This is a genomic window from Metabacillus sp. Hm71, assembly GCF_051842955.2.
GTDB lineage: Bacteria > Bacillota > Bacilli > Bacillales > Bacillaceae > Metabacillus.
Genome location: NZ_CM200278.1, coordinates 4,088,934 through 4,105,807 on the forward strand (window position 1 = coordinate 4,088,934; position 16,874 = coordinate 4,105,807).

The following is a 16,874-nucleotide window of genomic DNA, read 5'->3' on the forward strand; positions in this document are numbered from 1 at the left end:
TTACTTAGAACCCCTTTCGCATCATGTTGTTACTAAAAACTGGTTTTCCCACTTTAAATTTTACGATTTGGAGCGGGTGGCGGGCTGCATCGAGCTCATTTCCTTTTTCATCCCATATCTTTTCAATTGTTTGAGTGAAGTTATCAATTTCAGGACCAAAGAATTCAACTGTATCACCAGGCTGAAAATAGTTTCGTTGCTGCAAGGTTACGATTTGTGTTTTCTCGTTATAGTCTAATACAAGGCCTGCAAAATCATAAGGAGTTTTTTTAGAATGGCTGCCGAACATTTGCTGCTTATACCCTGGAACACCTTCAAAAAACGCAGAAGCTGTTTCACGGTTCGCACACTTGTCCAATTCCTTTAACCATTCAGGGTCAATCTTAAAATTGTCAGGATCAGCACAATAAGCATCAATCACTTTACGATACACACTTACAACTGTCGCGATATAATGAATGGATTTCATTCTGCCTTCGATCTTCAAGCTATCGATCCCAAGCTCAATCATTTTTGGGATGGATTCAATTAAATTCAAATCCTTTGGACTCATAGCAAATGGCGCATTTTTTTCGTCAAAAAGGGCAACCTCTTCGTTATTCTCAAGCTTAAATAAATCATAGTCCCAGCGGCATGATTGACAGCAGCCGCCACGATTTGAATCTCGTGCTGTCATATGGTTACTTAATGTACACCGTCCCGAATAAGCAATACACATCGCACCATGAATAAAGGCTTCAATTTCGATATCGACTTTTTCCTTCATTTCCTTTATCTCTTCAGCACTTGTTTCACGTGCTAAAACGACGCGTTCGAGGCCCTCTTCCTTCCAAAATTGCACTGCTTTCCAGTTTGAAAGTGATTGCTGTGTACTTAAATGCACCTCAAGCTTTGGAGCAACACGTCTGCATGTTTCAATGATTAAAGGGTCTGCCACAATGATACCTGTTACTCCAGCATCCTGGATTCCCATTAAATACTCCTCAAGTCCGTCCATATTTTCATTATGTGCGAAAATATTCGTTGTCACATAAATTTTCGCTCCGTATTGATTGGCAAATTTCACCCCTTCTGCCATTTCTTCTAGTGAAAAGTTGTCGGCATTGGAACGGAGGCCATATTCTTGTCCACCAATAAAAACAGCATCTGCTCCATAATGAACGGCTATTTTTAACTTTTCCAAATTCCCAGCCGGAGCTAACAACTCAGGTTTTTTCGTAATAACACGCTTTCCGTCAATAAGCTGTGAGATTTTATCAATTACTGCAGTCATGATTTTCACTCCTTCTTTCAAGACTTATGTTAATCTTTTTTCTTTAATAAACAGTTTCTTTAAAGAAAAAGCCTGTATCTAATGGACGGTTTTTCGCTTGTAGTCCTTCAATTTCTTCTAATAAATTATCTTTGATTTTTTCATATTCTTCACTGTTAGAAGTGTAAAGATCGATTGCTTTACGGTATCTTTTTGTAACCTCAAGGATATATTCTGAAGTTTGAAGGACCCCATCAATTTTAAAGGAGTCGATTCCAGCATCAATCATTTCTCCAAGTTCATCAATAATGCACATATCATTTGGACTCATAATATGTGTTCCATTTACATCTTCAAATATTGGGTACTTATTATCCCTTTCAGGTTCATATAAAAACATCATGTCATTTTCATTGCGATTTTCTACTTTTAATGCTTTCCCTTGGTATTCAAAATAGTTTCCAAGTAATTTCCGTTTGGATTGGAACATGCATGTCATACCATGGACCTGAACTTCAATTTCTACTTCAGCATGTTCCTTTATTTCAACAATAGCCTCCATGCTTAACTCACGAGCAAGTACAGCACGCTTTGCACCTTTTCGTCCCCAGTAATTGCACGTATACCAGTTTGTAGCCGTTGTTTCTGTATTCCAATGGAGCTTAAGGTCAGGAGCAATTTCTCTAGCTGACATCAGTACAGCAGGATCCCCAAACACCACTGCATCTGCCTTTGCCTCTTTAAGAAACGTCAGATAGTCCCCTAATTCATCAACCATTTCATTATGAAAGATTGCATTCATTGCCACATACACTTTCTTTTGATGCTGATGCGCAATGGCAATTATCTCCCTTACTTGGTCCCTGGAAAATTCTCCGGCAAGACGGAGACCGAATTTTTGCTCACCAATTATAAAAGCATCAGCACCTGCTTCAATGAGAGGCACTATGTCCTCTATTTTTTTTGGTGTAACTAATAATTCAGGTTTTTGCATCTTCAACACCTCATTTTCGTTTTGTTACTGCAATCCCGTCGCCAACAGGAATAATTGTCGTTTCATAAGAATCTAATGTATACAGCCATTGATTAAACTCATCAAGCTTTCTTACAAGGGTTCTTTGTCTTCTTGTCGTTAACTCTGACCGATCGCGAGCAACTGTACCTTTAAACAGGACATTGTCTGTATAAATAACCCCATTTTCAGAAAGCATCGGTTCATAGATTTGAAAGAATTTTGCATACTTTGCTTTTGTTGCATCAATAAAAAGGGCATCAAATGGTGCAAACTTCTTTATGTTCTCTGATGCATTCAGAGCATCACCATATACGGTGTGAATTCGCTTATCTAAGCCCATCTTTTTAATATGTTGATTTGCTTGGTGAAAACGCTCTTCATCAAGCTCTATTGTGATAATTTCGGTATTTGGCAATTTAAGTGCCATTCGAATTGCGGAATAACCAATTGCTGTACCAATCTCTAAAATTTTTTTTGGCTGCTGCATAGAGAGAAGGAGCAGTAATACTTCAATACCTGTTTTCTCCATGATCGGTACACCATTTTGTTTAGCGAAATTCTCCATTTGCTCAACATATTGAGGCCGATCAGGTATCAAATTTTCAAGATATGCGAGCACTTCCTCGTTTACCATCATTGTCCTCCTGCATTTTGAATACTATAATAAAACTACATATATACCTAAAAATAAGAGCCCCAAAAGGAACTCTTAGTAACTAAATAATAAAAGTAACAAATCTCATAACAACTCGATATATTTTACCACAATAAGAAAGGGAATGCGAATAATTATTCACGTTCCCTTTTTTAATAGGCACAGTTAAATTTGCCTGTTGATTTCCACTCTAGTTGTTCGCATTGGTAATATGTTTATTTTTTTCTTTATTATGTTCTTCAAGTGTTTTCGTAAAAATGACGTCCCCTTCTTTTGTAGCTAAGAAATAGAGGAAATCAGTCTCTTCAGGAGATAAAGCAGCTGTAAACGATACCTCACCCGCATTGGCAATTGGGCCTGGAGGTAAACCTTTGTTTCGATACGTATTATAAGGAGATTCCACTTCAAGATCCTTATATAATACGCGATCCTTGTGTTCGCCTAAGGCATATAATACAGTTGGATCTGTTTGAAGAGGCATATTCTGTTCAATTCGATTATAAAAGACACTTGATATCTTTTCACGATCCGCCTTTTCCGTTGCTTCTTCCTCAATTAACGATGCCATGGTGACAAAACGATGAACACTCATCTTTTTCTCTTGCAGCTGTGGAATGTATTTAGCGACAACTTGACTCATTTTCTTAATCATCGGCTCCACTATTTCTTCAATTGTCGGTTCCTTTTTATAATAAGGATAGGTTGCCGGATACAAATAGCCTTCAAGGGCGTATTTAACGTTTTTTCCAAAAATATCATCAGTAAGTAAGTCTGGATATTTTGCTCTCATTGACTCAATAAATGTTTTATCTGTTAGTTTTTCTAGTACTTCTTGTTCTGAAAATGCTGTATTATTGGCAATAATGGAAGCAATCTCTGTTAATTGTCTTCCTTCAGGTATGGTAATTTTAAAGGCAACTTCATTCATTAGCTTCCCTTGCTTTAAGCTTTCGATGATTTCTTCAAATGTCATGGCCTTTGTAAATTTATAATTACCAGCTTGGAAGCCTGATTCGTTCTTAAATTTAATATAATATTTAAAAACACGGGCATCTTTAATAATCTCTTTTTCTTCTAAAATGTTCGAAATGGTCGATACTGATGAGCCAATTGGTACAGTGACATTAATTTTGCTTTGATCACTTGGATCAACAGGTTGTAAAGAAGATTTAATATATAGATATCCGCCTCCGATAATACCTGAGAACGCAATAATTAAAATGATAAAAACTGTTAGAACAACTTTTCTAACAACTTTTGCTTCATTTTGTTTTTCTAGAAGCTTTTTTCGGAATAAATCCTTTTTCGAATCTCCTTCTGACATTCATATCCTCCTCTCATCCCAATATTATACTACAATGTTCTATTTGTTTCGGCAATTTTTTCAGAAAAGTATGGAATGAGCATGAAAATCGCGGGAATATTAATGGAATCATTTGAAGGTTTATTATTCTCTTTAAGAGGAGGGGAAATACCATAGATATAAAAAACTAAGGGTCAGCCCCTCAAACGTAATATACTGAAATAAAATTCAATATATTTATGTTTATTGAAGGGGTCTGACCCTTTTGCTAAATCATTTTTTTAAATCATAAAGCTTATGCTTGTTCTTCTTCATCAAGGAATGTGTTTAACATTTCTTCGATTAAATCCCATTCTTCATCTGTTTCAATTGGCTCAAGTTCTCCGTCTTCCCCATTAGAGTGGGGGTTAAAGCTTGATGCATGAATTTCGATTTCTTCACTGTCGTCTTCATCAGCACCTACTGGGTAATAGAGTACATATGATTTATTAAATTCTTCTGATTCAAAAGTAAATAGTACTTCACAAAGTTGTTCGTTTCCATCTTCATCTATAACGGTAATTTGTTTTTCGCCATGTTCCATGTGATTCACCTCATTATTTTATTTAAACCTTAATTTAAACTATCTAAATACCCTTGCAAAATCATGACGGCAGCCATCTTATCAATCACTTGTTTCCGTTTTTTCCGGCTGACATCAGCTGAAATCAGCATTCGTTCTGCAGCCATCGTTGTTAAACGTTCATCCCAGAGAATGACAGGAACATTAAACTTCTTTTTTAAGATCTCTGCAAATCTCTGGCTTGCTTCTGCTCTTGGTCCAATGGTTCCATTCATGTTTTTCGGCATGCCGAGAACTATTTTCTCGACACGATGCTCTTCCATAATTTCAGAAAGCCTGCTCATGTTATAGTCTCGGCTTTCTTCATTTATTTTAATCGTTTCAATTCCTTGGGCCGTCCAGCCCAGCTCATCACTGACAGCTACCCCAAGGGTTTTAGAGCCTAAGTCCAATCCCAATATTTTCATATAGTCCCTCTCAATTTTTTTTGAAGGAAAAGGGATGGGGCAAGCATAATTGTTCGGCTGCCGATTCCATCCCAATCATTTCTTACATTGCTAATGCGATATCATGCTCGTTTTTGTAAGTAAGATTTTACTAACTCCTCAATCAATTCATCACGTTCAAGCTTGCGAATTAAGTTTCTTGCGTCACGATGACGTGGAATATAGGCAGGGTCACCCGAAAGTAAATAACCAACGATTTGATTAATTGGGTTGTAGCCTTTTTCTTGCAATGCATCGTAAACGGTGTAAAGAACTTCATTCACATTTGTTTCAACCGATTCATCAGAGAAATTAAATTTCATTGTTTTATCAAATGAACTCACGATTCGCACCTCTTTCTCAGATCCTTGACAAAATCTGTTTGTCCAATCTTACCTACATTTTACACTACTTTTCTTAATTATAAAACGGATTCAACCCATTCCTCGACATATTTTAGTGCCGATGTCAAGTTTTCAGGACTTTTAGCACCAGCTTGTGCCATATCTGGACGACCGCCGCCTTTTCCTCCGCAGCGTTCTGCAACTTCCTTAATTAATTTCCCAGCATGATAGCCTTTTTCGACTAAATCCTTTGTTACCCCTGCTACAAGGTTTACTTTTCCTGCTTCTGCAGCTCCGAGAACAACAATAGCTGATCCGAGTTTACTTTTCAAGTCATCCATCATGCCTCGAAGACTATTCATATCTTTCGCATTAACTTGTGCCGCAAGCACCTTCACACCATTTACATTGATTGTCTGATCCACAATACTGCTTGCTTCAAGATTGCCGAGCTTAGCTGTTAAAGATTCGTTTTCACGTTGAAGTGTACGATAATCATGTAATAAGCTATCTATTCTTGTCACTAAATCCTTAGGATTTGCTTTTAAAATCGCTGCAGCTTCTTGAAGCTTTTCCAGCTGTTCATTAATTAATTGGTAGGCTGCTTGTCCTGTAACAGCTTCTATACGTCTTGTTCCAGCACCAATACCTGTTTCAGTTACAATTTTAAATAGGCCAATTGATGCGGTATTGTCGACATGACAGCCACCACAAAGCTCCAGGCTGTAATCTCCTACTTGTACGACACGGACAATTTCTCCGTATTTTTCACCGAAAAGTGCCATAGCTCCCATTTCCTTGGCTTCATTTAGGGATTTATAATCGATAGTTACATCAATACTTTTCCAAATTTGTTCATTTACCGCTTGTTCAATGTGCGATAATTCATCCCCGCTTACCTGTCCGAAGTGGGAGAAGTCAAAGCGAAGACGATCTGCTGTTACTAAAGATCCAGCTTGATTTACATGGGATCCTAATACATCTTTTAATGCTTGATGTAATAAATGTGTAGCCGTATGATTTTTCACAACGGCACTGCGATTGTTTTCAGAAACTGTAGCTGTCACAGCATCCCCTGGCTGCAGGCTGCCGCTTTCGATGACAACATGATGAAGATTTTGTCCATTAGGTGCCTTTTGAACGTCCTTTATTTTTACGCGGACTTTTTCACTTGTCAGAAAGCCTTCATCGGCAATTTGTCCGCCGCTCTCTGCATAGAATGGAGTTTTATCCAGAATAAGCTGGACCTCGTCACCTTCATGAGCTTCTTTAATCAATTCTCCATCTTTCACCATCACGATGACAGAAGCTGCTTCTACTGTTAATTGGTTATAACCAACAAACTCACTTTCAGCCTTAATATCTCCTAGCACACCGCCCTGAACTTGCATGGAGTCTACCTTTTGCATAGCAGAACGTGCACGATCACGCTGTCTTTCCATTTCTTGTTCAAACCCATTATGATCGACCTTCATGCCTTCCTCTTCTGCATATTCCTCCGTTAATTCAACCGGGAAGCCATATGTATCATATAAACGGAAGACATCCTCGCCTGGTATAATGTCGCTGCCATTCGTTTTTTGAGCTTTGATAACCTCACTAAGGATCGCTAAGCCCTCATTCAATGTTTCGTGGAAGCGCTCTTCTTCATTTTTAATGACTTTTTGAATAAATTCTGTTTTTGCTTTCACTTCCGGATAAAAATCAACCATGATTTCCGCTACAACAGGAACAAGCTCATACATGAACGGGCGGTGTATGTTAATTTGCTTCGCATAGCGAACCGCTCTTCTTAAAAGGCGGCGCAGCACATAGCCTCTTCCTTCATTTGAAGGAAGTGCTCCGTCACTAATAGCGAAGCTTACCGTCCTAACATGATCAGCGATCACCTTAAAGGCAACATCTTTTTCTTTATTTTCATGATAAGCTTCATTTGAAATTTCTTCCGTTGCCCGGATTATTGGTAAGAATAAATCGGTATCAAAATTCGTTTCAACATTTTGAATGACTGAAACCATTCGTTCAAGCCCCATGCCTGTATCAATGTTTTTCTTAGGAAGCGGTGTATATGTACCATCAGGATTATGATTGAATTGTGAAAACACTAGATTCCAAACCTCTAAATAACGCTCGTTTTCACCGCCTGGATAAAGTTCTGGGTCTTTAGGATCGTTGCCATATTCCTCACCACGATCATAAAAAATTTCTGTATTAGGTCCGCTTGGCCCTTCCCCTATATCCCAAAAGTTTCCTTCCAAGCGGATAATACGCTCCTCAGGAATACCAATTTTATTTGTCCAAATTTCAAATGCTTCTTGATCCTCAGGATGAATCGTAACAGACAATCTTTCTGGATCAAAACCAATCCATTTTGCGCTTGTTAAAAATTCCCATGCCCATTCAATTGCTTCAACCTTAAAATAATCGCCAATGGAAAAATTACCAAGCATTTCAAAGAACGTATGATGTCTAGCGGTTTTCCCAACATTTTCAATATCATTGGTACGAATCGATTTTTGTGCATTACAAATTCTTGGATTTGCAGGTATCACACGTCCATCAAAATATTTTTTTAATGTTGCAACACCACTATTGATCCATAAAAGAGTTGGATCCTCATGTGGAACTAATGATGCACTAGGTTCAACAGCATGTCCTTTCTCTTTGAAAAAATCTAAAAACATTTGACGCACTTCAGATGATTTCAGGTTTTTCATTGGAATCCTCCTTAAAATAACTAGTTTTTGGCTTTTGAATAATGCTTTACTGCCATGAAATAAGGCAGATATATTAGTAAAAATCAAAAAACCCTCAGCCTCTGTGTAAAGAATCACTCTTTCCACAGGGACGAGAGTTAACTCGCGGTACCACCCTGATTATGGACATTGAAATGCGTAAGGCGCTAATCTTTCGGCGACAAGCATAAGTCAACCCGTCTGGAAGGTTGTTTATTAACCTTCTGGACGGATTGGCTTATGACCTCGAGCCGATGGCGCCTGAAGCTGGACACGAAGCTAACTACAAAAAACTTATCCTCGTATCATAAGCAATAGTCCATCTCTTCATTGAACCGTAACGTGGTTTTAACGGCAGGTTTTTCTGCACTTAGGATTAGCTTCTGTTGTCCTTACTTTAGAATTTCTTACAGCCAAGGAAATTCCTCTCTAAAAAGCGGTTCCAACATACTTCGTTCCATCAATGTTTTAGCAATATTCTATCGTGAATTATAGACAAGGTGCTTGTAAATGTCAATGCTGCCTTCTAAGTTGTACAATATGAACAAGGATGACGCGTAAAATAACAACAATTGGTACGGCTAGCATTAAGCCAATAACTCCTGCAATTTCTCCTCCCGCTAGTAATGCAAGCATAATAATAATCGGGTGCATATGAAGAGTTTTCCCCACAATAAATGGCCCTAGAATATTTCCTTCCAAAAACTGAAGTGAAAGAATAATGGCAATAACAAATAACACCGTTTCCGTTGACATGGTCGCAGCAATAATTAAGGCTGGAACCGCGCCAATGACTGGTCCGAAATATGGGATAATATTTGTTATTCCAATTAAAAGTCCTAAGATTAGCGGGTATCTTACCTTAAAAAACCATAATAGCAAAAAAGCTAAGCTGCCAATAATAAAGCAGACAAATAATTGGCCTCTAATATAACTTCCTAATGAATGGTCTATTTCTTTTAGAAATTGGATTGCTTCCTTTCTCCATTTTCGCGGCGTTAAATACCATGCCGCTTTTTTAACCTGCTCATAGTCTTTTAGCATATAAAATACGAGAAATGGAATAATCGCAAGTAAAAGGAGATAGTCAAAAATACCTTTTAGACTATTTATAATGTTTTCAATCATAGATGCCAGCCATTCTTCTGTTTCCTGAAACATTAAATCGATACGATCGTGAATTCCATCGGGCCAGCTATTTGTTTGCACATGAATGGAATCAATCCAATTTTTATAGGTTGTTGAAAACTGCGGGAAATTTTCTGAAAGGTCCCTAAGCTGAGTAACTAAAACTGGAATTCCCCGATAGAAACCATATCCGATTATTCCAAAAAATAAAAAATAAATGACAAGAATGGAAATGGATCTAGGAACACCTGTCTTGTGAAGTTTCTCAATGACGGGATGAAGCAAATATGTAATAAAGCCGCTTATTAAAAACGGGATAAAGATTGCTTTAAACATGAGAAAAAAGGGATCCCACAGGTTATGAAGCTGAAAAAACACATAAATTGTAAGGAGCCCCAACAATAAAATAGTAATACGCACTAACCATTTTATTTGACGGTCTCTCATTCCTTCACCTTCCCTCTCTTTCATATTGTGGAAGGATGTTAGAAAATTATTCATGAGAAGGGATTCTCTGTCCAAAATAATAAAGGAGCTGGCAAGCAGCTCCTATCCTTAAAACATTTTCATAACACGCTTACGCATTTTTCTCATCGTACGATTAGATGTCATATTAGTATTTCGTGCAACATAATATGCTGCAGCACCAAGTCCTAATGAAACTAGTGAGGTTACGGTACGATTCAAGACCTATCTCCCCTTTACATGCTTATTGATCGTTCATCCTCAGAAAATAAATCATCAAGTGAGCTTAACGTTCCATCCTCTTCAACTTGATGAGTTAATATTTTTCCCTTTGAAACAGAAAGTTCAATAAAGCAGTTCCAGCAATAATATTGATTTACGCCGATCTTCCCAAGGTCTTTACTTTTACAATTCGGACATGAAAACAAATGGGCACACCTCTTCTTACATTAAAAAATCGATGACGATAGCATCTTTACTGATCGTAAGTGGTTCACTTGAAGCCTTGATCACTTTTTTTCCCTCAGTAATGTCAGCAAAAAATCCATCCGTCAATTCGTATGCCTCAATTGTGCCCATTTTTTCGGAAAAATATACGTCCTCTAATAAACCAAGTCGCTCCCCTTCTTTTGTCAGCACTGATTTATAGCGAAGATCGTCATAGGTATTGTATGTGTAATTCGTTTTCATATCTTGAATCGAAAGCAGCTTGTTTTCACTCTCAACCATTACGCCATTTTCTCCAAGCGCATCGATTGACTGAATTGGAACAAAGCGGTCACGATTGAACAACCCTTTTCCTTCCATTATTAGTCCGATAATAAAGCCTTTGGCTGACAAGCATAAATCTGTCACATGACCTAATAGGTTTGCGCTACTATTACTATAAACTGGAAGCCCTTTTAGCTTTGAAAATGTCCGCAAAGAAATCTCCACCTTTCCGAACATTTTTAGATTGTGCCCTATTCCATAAAGTCATACGGTGTAACGTTTTCCATTCCGATATTTGCATCTTCAATTGGAAATGGAAGCTCTTTTTGTAATTCATCTAGTTCATTAGAACCATTTAACTTAAGCTTGAGCGTTGTTTGTCTTTCTGAGCTGTCATTATTAGAAACACTCCACTGTAACGCTTCTCTCTCCCCGCATAACACTAACGAGCGTTTGCTTCTTGTTATCGCTGTATAAATTAAGTTACGTCTAAGCATACGATAATAGCCCTTTACAATCGGCAACACAACAATCGGAAATTCACTTCCCTGAGATTTATGGATTGAGCAGCAAAATGCGTGGGTAAACTGGTTAAAGTCTTGTTTTGTATACGTTACCTCATTGCCATCGAAGGATATGACCACCATGTCTTCTTTTTCGGTATTTTCCTTTGCGTAAAAAATTGCTACGATTTCACCGATATCTCCGTTGAAAACATTGCTTTCCGGTTGGTTGACAAGCTGAAGAACTTTATCGCCCGTCCGATAAACAATATCACCAAATTTCATTTCTCTTTTTCCAGGTGTTTTAGGGTTAAAAAGCTCCTGAAGCAATTTGTTTAATTGATCAATCCCAGCTGGTCCTTTATACATAGGTGCTAATATTTGAATATCCTTTGATGTATATCCTTTTTTAATTGCACTTTTAATAACCTTTTCAACAACCTCCTTCATTTGTGACTGAGAACATTGGATAAAAGAACGGTCTGAAGTTGGAGCTGTAATATTTTGCGGCAATCTCCCCTGTTTGATATCGTGTGCAAGCTCAATGATGGAGGAACCTTCTGCTTGCCGGTAAATATCAGTTAGTCGTACAGTCGGAATTTGCTGGGATGCTAACAAATCCCGAAGCACTTGCCCGGGACCAACAGATGGAAGCTGATCTTCATCCCCTACCATGATCACCTGGATCTGTTTCGGAAGTGCTTTAAATAATTGATTGGCAATCCAGATATCAACCATTGACACCTCGTCGACAATGAGCAGCTTCCCGGCGACCGGATTTTCTTCATCATGTTCAAAGCCATCAGCGCCATTCCACTTTAATAAGCGGTGAATCGTTACAGCGGGCATGCCAGTCGCTTCACTCATCCGCTTGGCAGCACGTCCAGTCGGAGCTACGAGCAAGATTGGAAATGGTTCATCTTTTTTGTAATCGGCTGGATCAAGTGAGCAGCCATGCAAATCCGCATATAACTCGACAATCCCTTTAATAACAGTCGTTTTCCCGGTTCCTGGGCCTCCTGTTAATAGCAGCATTGGCGACATTAATGCCTTTTGTATCGCATCCTTTTGCGTCGGGGCGTATTGAACATTCATTCTTTCCTCAAGCTTTCCTAGTGAGAGCAAAAATTCAGACTCAGGAAAAAGCTCATCATATTCAGTTTGTCCCAGCACTTCTTTAATATTTTTGACCAACCCTTGTTCCGCAAAATAAAGACTTGGCAAGTATACTCTTCCATCTTCTACAATCAGTTTTTTCTTCCCAGCTAGTGCCTCAATCTCAGAGACAATATCTAATTCTAAAATCGTTTCTTGCTTTGAATGATTTAGGAGCTCCATTGTTTTTTCCATGAGCTGCTCTACTGTTAGATAAACATGCCCGTCCTGAAGGGATAAGTATTCGACCAGATACAGGCATGCCGCTTTGATTCGTTCAGGGTTTTTTCCTGATATACCCAACTGTTTTCCAAGTTCATCTGCTCGTATAAAACCGATTCCTTCCACATCATGAACCAACTGATATGGATTTTCCTGAATGATGGACAATGTTTCATCTTGATAGGCTTGATAAATTTTCATCGCTAGCTGCGGGCCAAAACCAAATTGATTCAGGGCAATCATAATTTGCTCAAGGCCTTGATGTGAAACTAATGCTTCAACAAGCTGCTTCGCTTTTTCTTTATTAATTTTAGGAATATCATCTAAAATCGAAGGGTTTTGCAGGATTTTAGAGATCGCTGACTCTCCTAATTTTTCAACAATCGCTTCGGCTGTCTTTTTGCCGATCCCTTTAAAGAGATCACTTGATAAATATTGAATGATTCCTTCCTTTGTTTGCGGAATCTCCTTTCGGAAGTGCTCTGTCTGAAATTGCAGGCCGAACTTTGGGTGATTTGTAAAAGAACCAAAAAAAGTATATGTATCATCTTCATGCAGGAGAGGAAAGTAACCTGTTACGGTTATCTCTTTATCTTCGATCTTTTCACTTGTTTCATGAACTCTAACCTTTAACACAGAATATAAGTTTTGCTCATTGTGAAAAATAACAACCTTCACAAGCCCTTTTACATAACGTTCTTTTTCACCGAATAAATCAGCACTTTCCTGCATGAATTTGTTCTCCCTTCTACCTAAAATGCAGCTTTATTCTTTATTTTCAATCATAATTTTTAGTGCATGTCCAGCTAGTAAGTGATCAGGCTGGAGATTTAAAGCTTTTTCCAGCATGTCAATTGCTTTTTCCGTATTCTCTTTAAAAGCATATGCGACGCCTAGATTGTAAAATGCGTCCGCATGTTCTTTATCAAGTGCAACAACTTGCTTGAATTGCTCCATTGCTTCTTCCACCAAGTCAAGCTGTGCCAAGCATAAACCATATTGGAATCTTGCATCACAATCATGTTCATTTAATTCAACAGCACGTTGAAAATAAGGAAGCGCAAGGCGGTTTTGACCAATATTAAGCAAGCACATTCCAAGCATGAAATGGACATCAGCTTCATCCAATCCATTTTTCAATGCCTTTTCATACATTTTTTTGGCTTCATGAAAATTTTCTTGATTAAAATAAACATTTCCTGCTCCATAATAAGCTGTTGCAGCCTCTTGATCTATTTCAATTGCCTTTTCATAAAATTTCAAAGCTTTCTCAAGTTCGTTTACAGCTGAAAGCAAATTTCCAAAATTAATATAGTTTATTGGATCATTTGGGTTCGCTTCAATTGCTTCAGAAAAACTTGTTGCAGCTTCCTCAAATTTCCCCTGCTGCATGGCTTCGATTCCCCGTTGGTTTGCATCCATTGTCATTCCTTCTTTCTGCAAAAGCCTAAAATATTTTACAATGAAAAGGGGATGACTTAGAGAAATATAGTCAACCCCCATTTTCAATATTAGCGTATCCTTATCCAAGGTACCATAGCTTTTCACCATTTTTAAACACATCGTCGATTGTTCCGCCGCCAAGACATACTTCACCATCATAAAAAACGACAGCTTGACCAGGGGTAACTGCACGTATTGGTTGTTTAAACGTTACCTTTGCAGTCGTTTCATCCAGCATTTTAACTGTCACTTCATTGTCTGCTTGACGATAACGGAATTTTGCGGTACAGCTCAATTCATTAACAGGTTTGTCCGACATCCAATTTACATTTGTTGCGATAATGGAATCGGAATATAAAAGCTCATTATGGAAACCTTGATCAACGTATAAAACATTTTTTTCTAAATCCTTGCCAATTGCAAACCACGGTTCACCGCTGCCCCCGATTCCCAGGCCATGCCGTTGGCCGATTGTATAATACATCAATCCATCGTGTTTACCTTTTACTTCACCATCTAACGTTTGCATAATACCAGGTTGTGCTGGTAAATAGCCGCTCAAAAATTCTTTAAAGTTCCGTTCCCCGATAAAGCAAATACCTGTACTATCCTTTTTTGTTGCTGTAGCAAGGTTTGCTTTTTTTGCCATTTCACGAACCATTGGTTTCTCCAAATCTCCAAGTGGAAATAGGACCTTTGAAAGCTGCTCTTGACCCAGTTGGTTGAGGAAATAGGTTTGATCCTTGTTTTCGTCGATTCCACGCAGCATTTTATATTCACCATCACGGTATTCAACACGGGCATAATGTCCTGTAGCTAAATAGTCAGCTCCAAGTGACATTGCATGGTCTAAAAATGCTTTAAATTTAATTTCTTTATTACACATAACATCAGGATTAGGCGTTCTTCCCGCCTTGTATTCATCTAGGAAATACGTAAATACCTTGTCCCAGTATTGTTTCTCAAAATTGACTGCATAATAGGGGATGCCAATTTGATTACATACCTCTATGACATCGTTATAATCCTCTGTGGCTGTACACACACCATTTTCATCCGTGTCATCCCAGTTTTTCATAAAAATACCGATAACATCGTAGCCTTGTTCTTTTAGTCGTAGCGCTGCAACAGATGAATCCACCCCGCCCGACATCCCAACGACTACTCTTGTATCTTTTGGATCTTTTTTCATCCTTTTCACCTCCATAAGCTCTATGCTGTTACTCTTTTAACGATATTTGCGATTTTCTCTGCAGCAAGTTGAATATCTTCTATACTTGTCCCATAACCGAAGCTAAATCTAATCGATGATACGATCCGGTCTGAATCCTCTCCAAACATGGCAACTAATACATGGGATGGATCAACAGAGCCTGCCGTACATGCTGATCCGCTTGAAGCAGCAATTCCTGCTAAATCTAAATTAACTAATAGTGATTCAATTTGCGTTTTAGGAAAATATACATTTAAAACATGAGGCAATCCATCTAACGAACCGTTAATATCAAACTGAAGCTGATGATCTCTAAAGATCGCCATCATTTCTTGTTTAAACGACTTATATTTTTCTCTTTTTTGATGCTGTGCAGTTAAAGCAAGATCAGCTGCACAGCTAAAGCCAAATATACCTGGGACATTTTCTGTGCCCGCTCTGCGCTTTAGTTCCTGTTCTCCTCCATATAAGGAAGGCTGTAGCTTGACACCTGATTTTGCATAAAGAAATCCCACGCCTTTAGGACCATTTATTTTATGGGCTGAAACCGTTAATAGGTCAACACCTAAATTTTTCACATTTATTTCTTCAACCCCAAAAGCTTGTACAGCATCTGTATGAAATAAGGCTTTATGCTCTTTTAGTAGCTGTGAAATTTCTGAGATGGGCTGTATAGATCCAACCTCATTATTCCCAAACATGATCGATACAAGAATTGTTTCATCTGTCAGATGTTTCTTTAAATCTTCCAATGAAATGACACCTTGTTGATTAACAGGCAAATAGGTAATGTTAAACCCTGCCCGTTCAAGATGTTTACATGCATGAAGTACAGCATGATGCTCTATTTGCGTTGTAATGATATGTTTTCCAGCATGTGCATTGGCTAATGCTCCACCTATAATAGCAAGATTATCAGCCTCAGTACCGCCGCTTGTAAAGATAATTTCCGATGGTGCTGCCCCTATATGATTAGCTAAATTTCTTCTTGATTCGTCAAGTATACGCCGCGCATCTCTCCCAAATGAATGAATGCTTGAAGGGTTACCGAAGTTTTCTGTCATTATCGGCAACATTTTTTCAGCGACATCCGGGTGCAATGGAGATGTAGCGGCATGATCTAAGTAGATACGTTTCAAATGGCAACCCTCCCTTTCCTCTATTTCATAATATAGATGTTATAAAGTTAAGCGCCTTGATATCCAAACGTCTCCGGGCAAGGCGCTTCCGCTTTTAAATATAGAACATATACGGCTCTTGATTACCGTCTGTATAGCTTGCCAGATCTTCCAATGTTGTATTATCAAGCACGTCTGCTACAGCATCTCGGATTTTTATCCATAGCTGTCTCTTAGCTGGCTCCTCATCCTCTAGAACTTCGACAGGACTGATGGGACCTTCAAGAACGCGAATAATATCACCTGAAGTAATGTTTGACGGTTCATCTCCTAAAATATATCCACCGTAAGCTCCGCGGATACTTTTTACAAGTCGGGCATTTCTAAGCGGGGCTATCAGCTGCTCTAAATAATGCTCTGATAAATCATGAGTTTGTGCTATGCTTTTTAAAGAAGTAGGTCCTTCCCCATGCTTTCGTGCTAATTCAATCATAATTGTTAAACCATAACGGCCTTTTGTTGATATTTTCATCCTACCACCCCTATATATTAAAATTTATTTAAG

17 protein-coding genes are annotated in these 16,874 nt (G+C 38.3%); all 17 read right to left on the reverse strand.

The window, feature by feature from the left end; translation table 11 throughout:
* Positions 1 to 4 precede the first annotated feature (4 nt).
* A complete protein-coding gene (locus tag ACSVDH_RS20305) occupies positions 5 to 1,273 on the reverse strand; it encodes a peptidase U32 family protein (RefSeq protein WP_439250021.1) in 1,269 nt (422 codons plus the stop codon).
* Positions 1,274 to 1,316: 43 nt separating this feature from the next.
* Positions 1,317 to 2,246, reverse strand: a complete 930-nt coding sequence (locus ACSVDH_RS20310) for a peptidase U32 family protein (RefSeq protein ID WP_439250020.1) — start codon at positions 2,244 to 2,246, stop codon at positions 1,317 to 1,319.
* 10 nt (positions 2,247 to 2,256) lie between these two features.
* Positions 2,257 to 2,901 (reverse strand): O-methyltransferase, encoded by a 645-nt coding sequence (locus ACSVDH_RS20315; RefSeq protein WP_439250018.1) that lies wholly within the window; start codon positions 2,899 to 2,901, stop codon positions 2,257 to 2,259.
* 211 nt (positions 2,902 to 3,112) lie between these two features.
* Positions 3,113 to 4,246 (reverse strand): endolytic transglycosylase MltG, encoded by a 1,134-nt coding sequence (gene mltG / locus ACSVDH_RS20320; protein ID WP_439250017.1) that lies wholly within the window; start codon positions 4,244 to 4,246, stop codon positions 3,113 to 3,115.
* A 274-nt stretch (positions 4,247 to 4,520) separates the two neighbouring features.
* Complete coding sequence (locus ACSVDH_RS20325; protein ID WP_439250015.1) at positions 4,521 to 4,817, reverse strand: DUF1292 domain-containing protein; 297 nt, start codon at positions 4,815 to 4,817, stop codon at positions 4,521 to 4,523.
* Between the two features lie 20 nt (positions 4,818 to 4,837).
* Positions 4,838 to 5,254, reverse strand: coding sequence for a Holliday junction resolvase RuvX (gene ruvX / locus ACSVDH_RS20330; protein ID WP_299087660.1), 417 nt, complete (start codon positions 5,252 to 5,254; stop codon positions 4,838 to 4,840).
* Positions 5,255 to 5,355: 101 nt separating this feature from the next.
* Positions 5,356 to 5,616 (reverse strand): IreB family regulatory phosphoprotein, encoded by a 261-nt coding sequence (locus tag ACSVDH_RS20335; RefSeq protein WP_299087658.1) that lies wholly within the window; start codon positions 5,614 to 5,616, stop codon positions 5,356 to 5,358.
* A gap of 77 nt (positions 5,617 to 5,693) precedes the next feature.
* A complete protein-coding gene (gene alaS / locus ACSVDH_RS20340) occupies positions 5,694 to 8,333 on the reverse strand; it encodes an alanine--tRNA ligase (protein ID WP_439250013.1) in 2,640 nt (879 codons plus the stop codon).
* Between the two features lie 531 nt (positions 8,334 to 8,864).
* Entirely contained in the window at positions 8,865 to 9,926 is a 1,062-nt protein-coding gene (locus ACSVDH_RS20345; RefSeq protein WP_299087652.1) for an AI-2E family transporter, read from the reverse strand.
* 108 nt (positions 9,927 to 10,034) lie between these two features.
* Complete coding sequence (locus ACSVDH_RS20350; RefSeq protein ID WP_299087650.1) at positions 10,035 to 10,166, reverse strand: YrzQ family protein; 132 nt, start codon at positions 10,164 to 10,166, stop codon at positions 10,035 to 10,037.
* 14 nt (positions 10,167 to 10,180) lie between these two features.
* The gene (locus ACSVDH_RS20355; RefSeq protein WP_046590535.1) at positions 10,181 to 10,372 is read right to left on the reverse strand and encodes a YrzR-like zinc ribbon domain; all 192 of its coding nucleotides are present in this window, start codon (positions 10,370 to 10,372) and stop codon (positions 10,181 to 10,183) included.
* A 16-nt stretch (positions 10,373 to 10,388) separates the two neighbouring features.
* Positions 10,389 to 10,868, reverse strand: a complete 480-nt coding sequence (locus ACSVDH_RS20360; protein WP_439250012.1) for a PRC-barrel domain-containing protein — start codon at positions 10,866 to 10,868, stop codon at positions 10,389 to 10,391.
* 38 nt (positions 10,869 to 10,906) lie between these two features.
* Positions 10,907 to 13,267 carry an SF1B family DNA helicase RecD2 gene (gene recD2 / locus ACSVDH_RS20365; RefSeq protein WP_439250011.1) on the reverse strand — a complete coding sequence of 787 codons (2,361 nt, stop codon included), beginning with the start codon at positions 13,265 to 13,267 and terminating at the stop codon, positions 10,907 to 10,909.
* Between the two features lie 33 nt (positions 13,268 to 13,300).
* On the reverse strand, positions 13,301 to 13,957 hold the full coding sequence (locus tag ACSVDH_RS20370; RefSeq protein ID WP_439250009.1) for a tetratricopeptide repeat protein: 657 nt from the start codon (positions 13,955 to 13,957) through the stop codon (positions 13,301 to 13,303).
* Between the two features lie 100 nt (positions 13,958 to 14,057).
* Positions 14,058 to 15,170, reverse strand: coding sequence for a tRNA 2-thiouridine(34) synthase MnmA (mnmA, locus tag ACSVDH_RS20375; protein WP_299087640.1), 1,113 nt, complete (start codon positions 15,168 to 15,170; stop codon positions 14,058 to 14,060).
* Between the two features lie 20 nt (positions 15,171 to 15,190).
* Positions 15,191 to 16,330: a cysteine desulfurase family protein gene (locus ACSVDH_RS20380; RefSeq protein WP_439250008.1), complete on the reverse strand. Its 1,140-nt coding sequence runs from the start codon at positions 16,328 to 16,330 to the stop codon at positions 15,191 to 15,193.
* Between the two features lie 94 nt (positions 16,331 to 16,424).
* Positions 16,425 to 16,841, reverse strand: coding sequence for a cysteine metabolism transcriptional regulator CymR (gene cymR, locus ACSVDH_RS20385; protein WP_439250007.1), 417 nt, complete (start codon positions 16,839 to 16,841; stop codon positions 16,425 to 16,427).
* Positions 16,842 to 16,874: the final 33 nt, after the last annotated feature.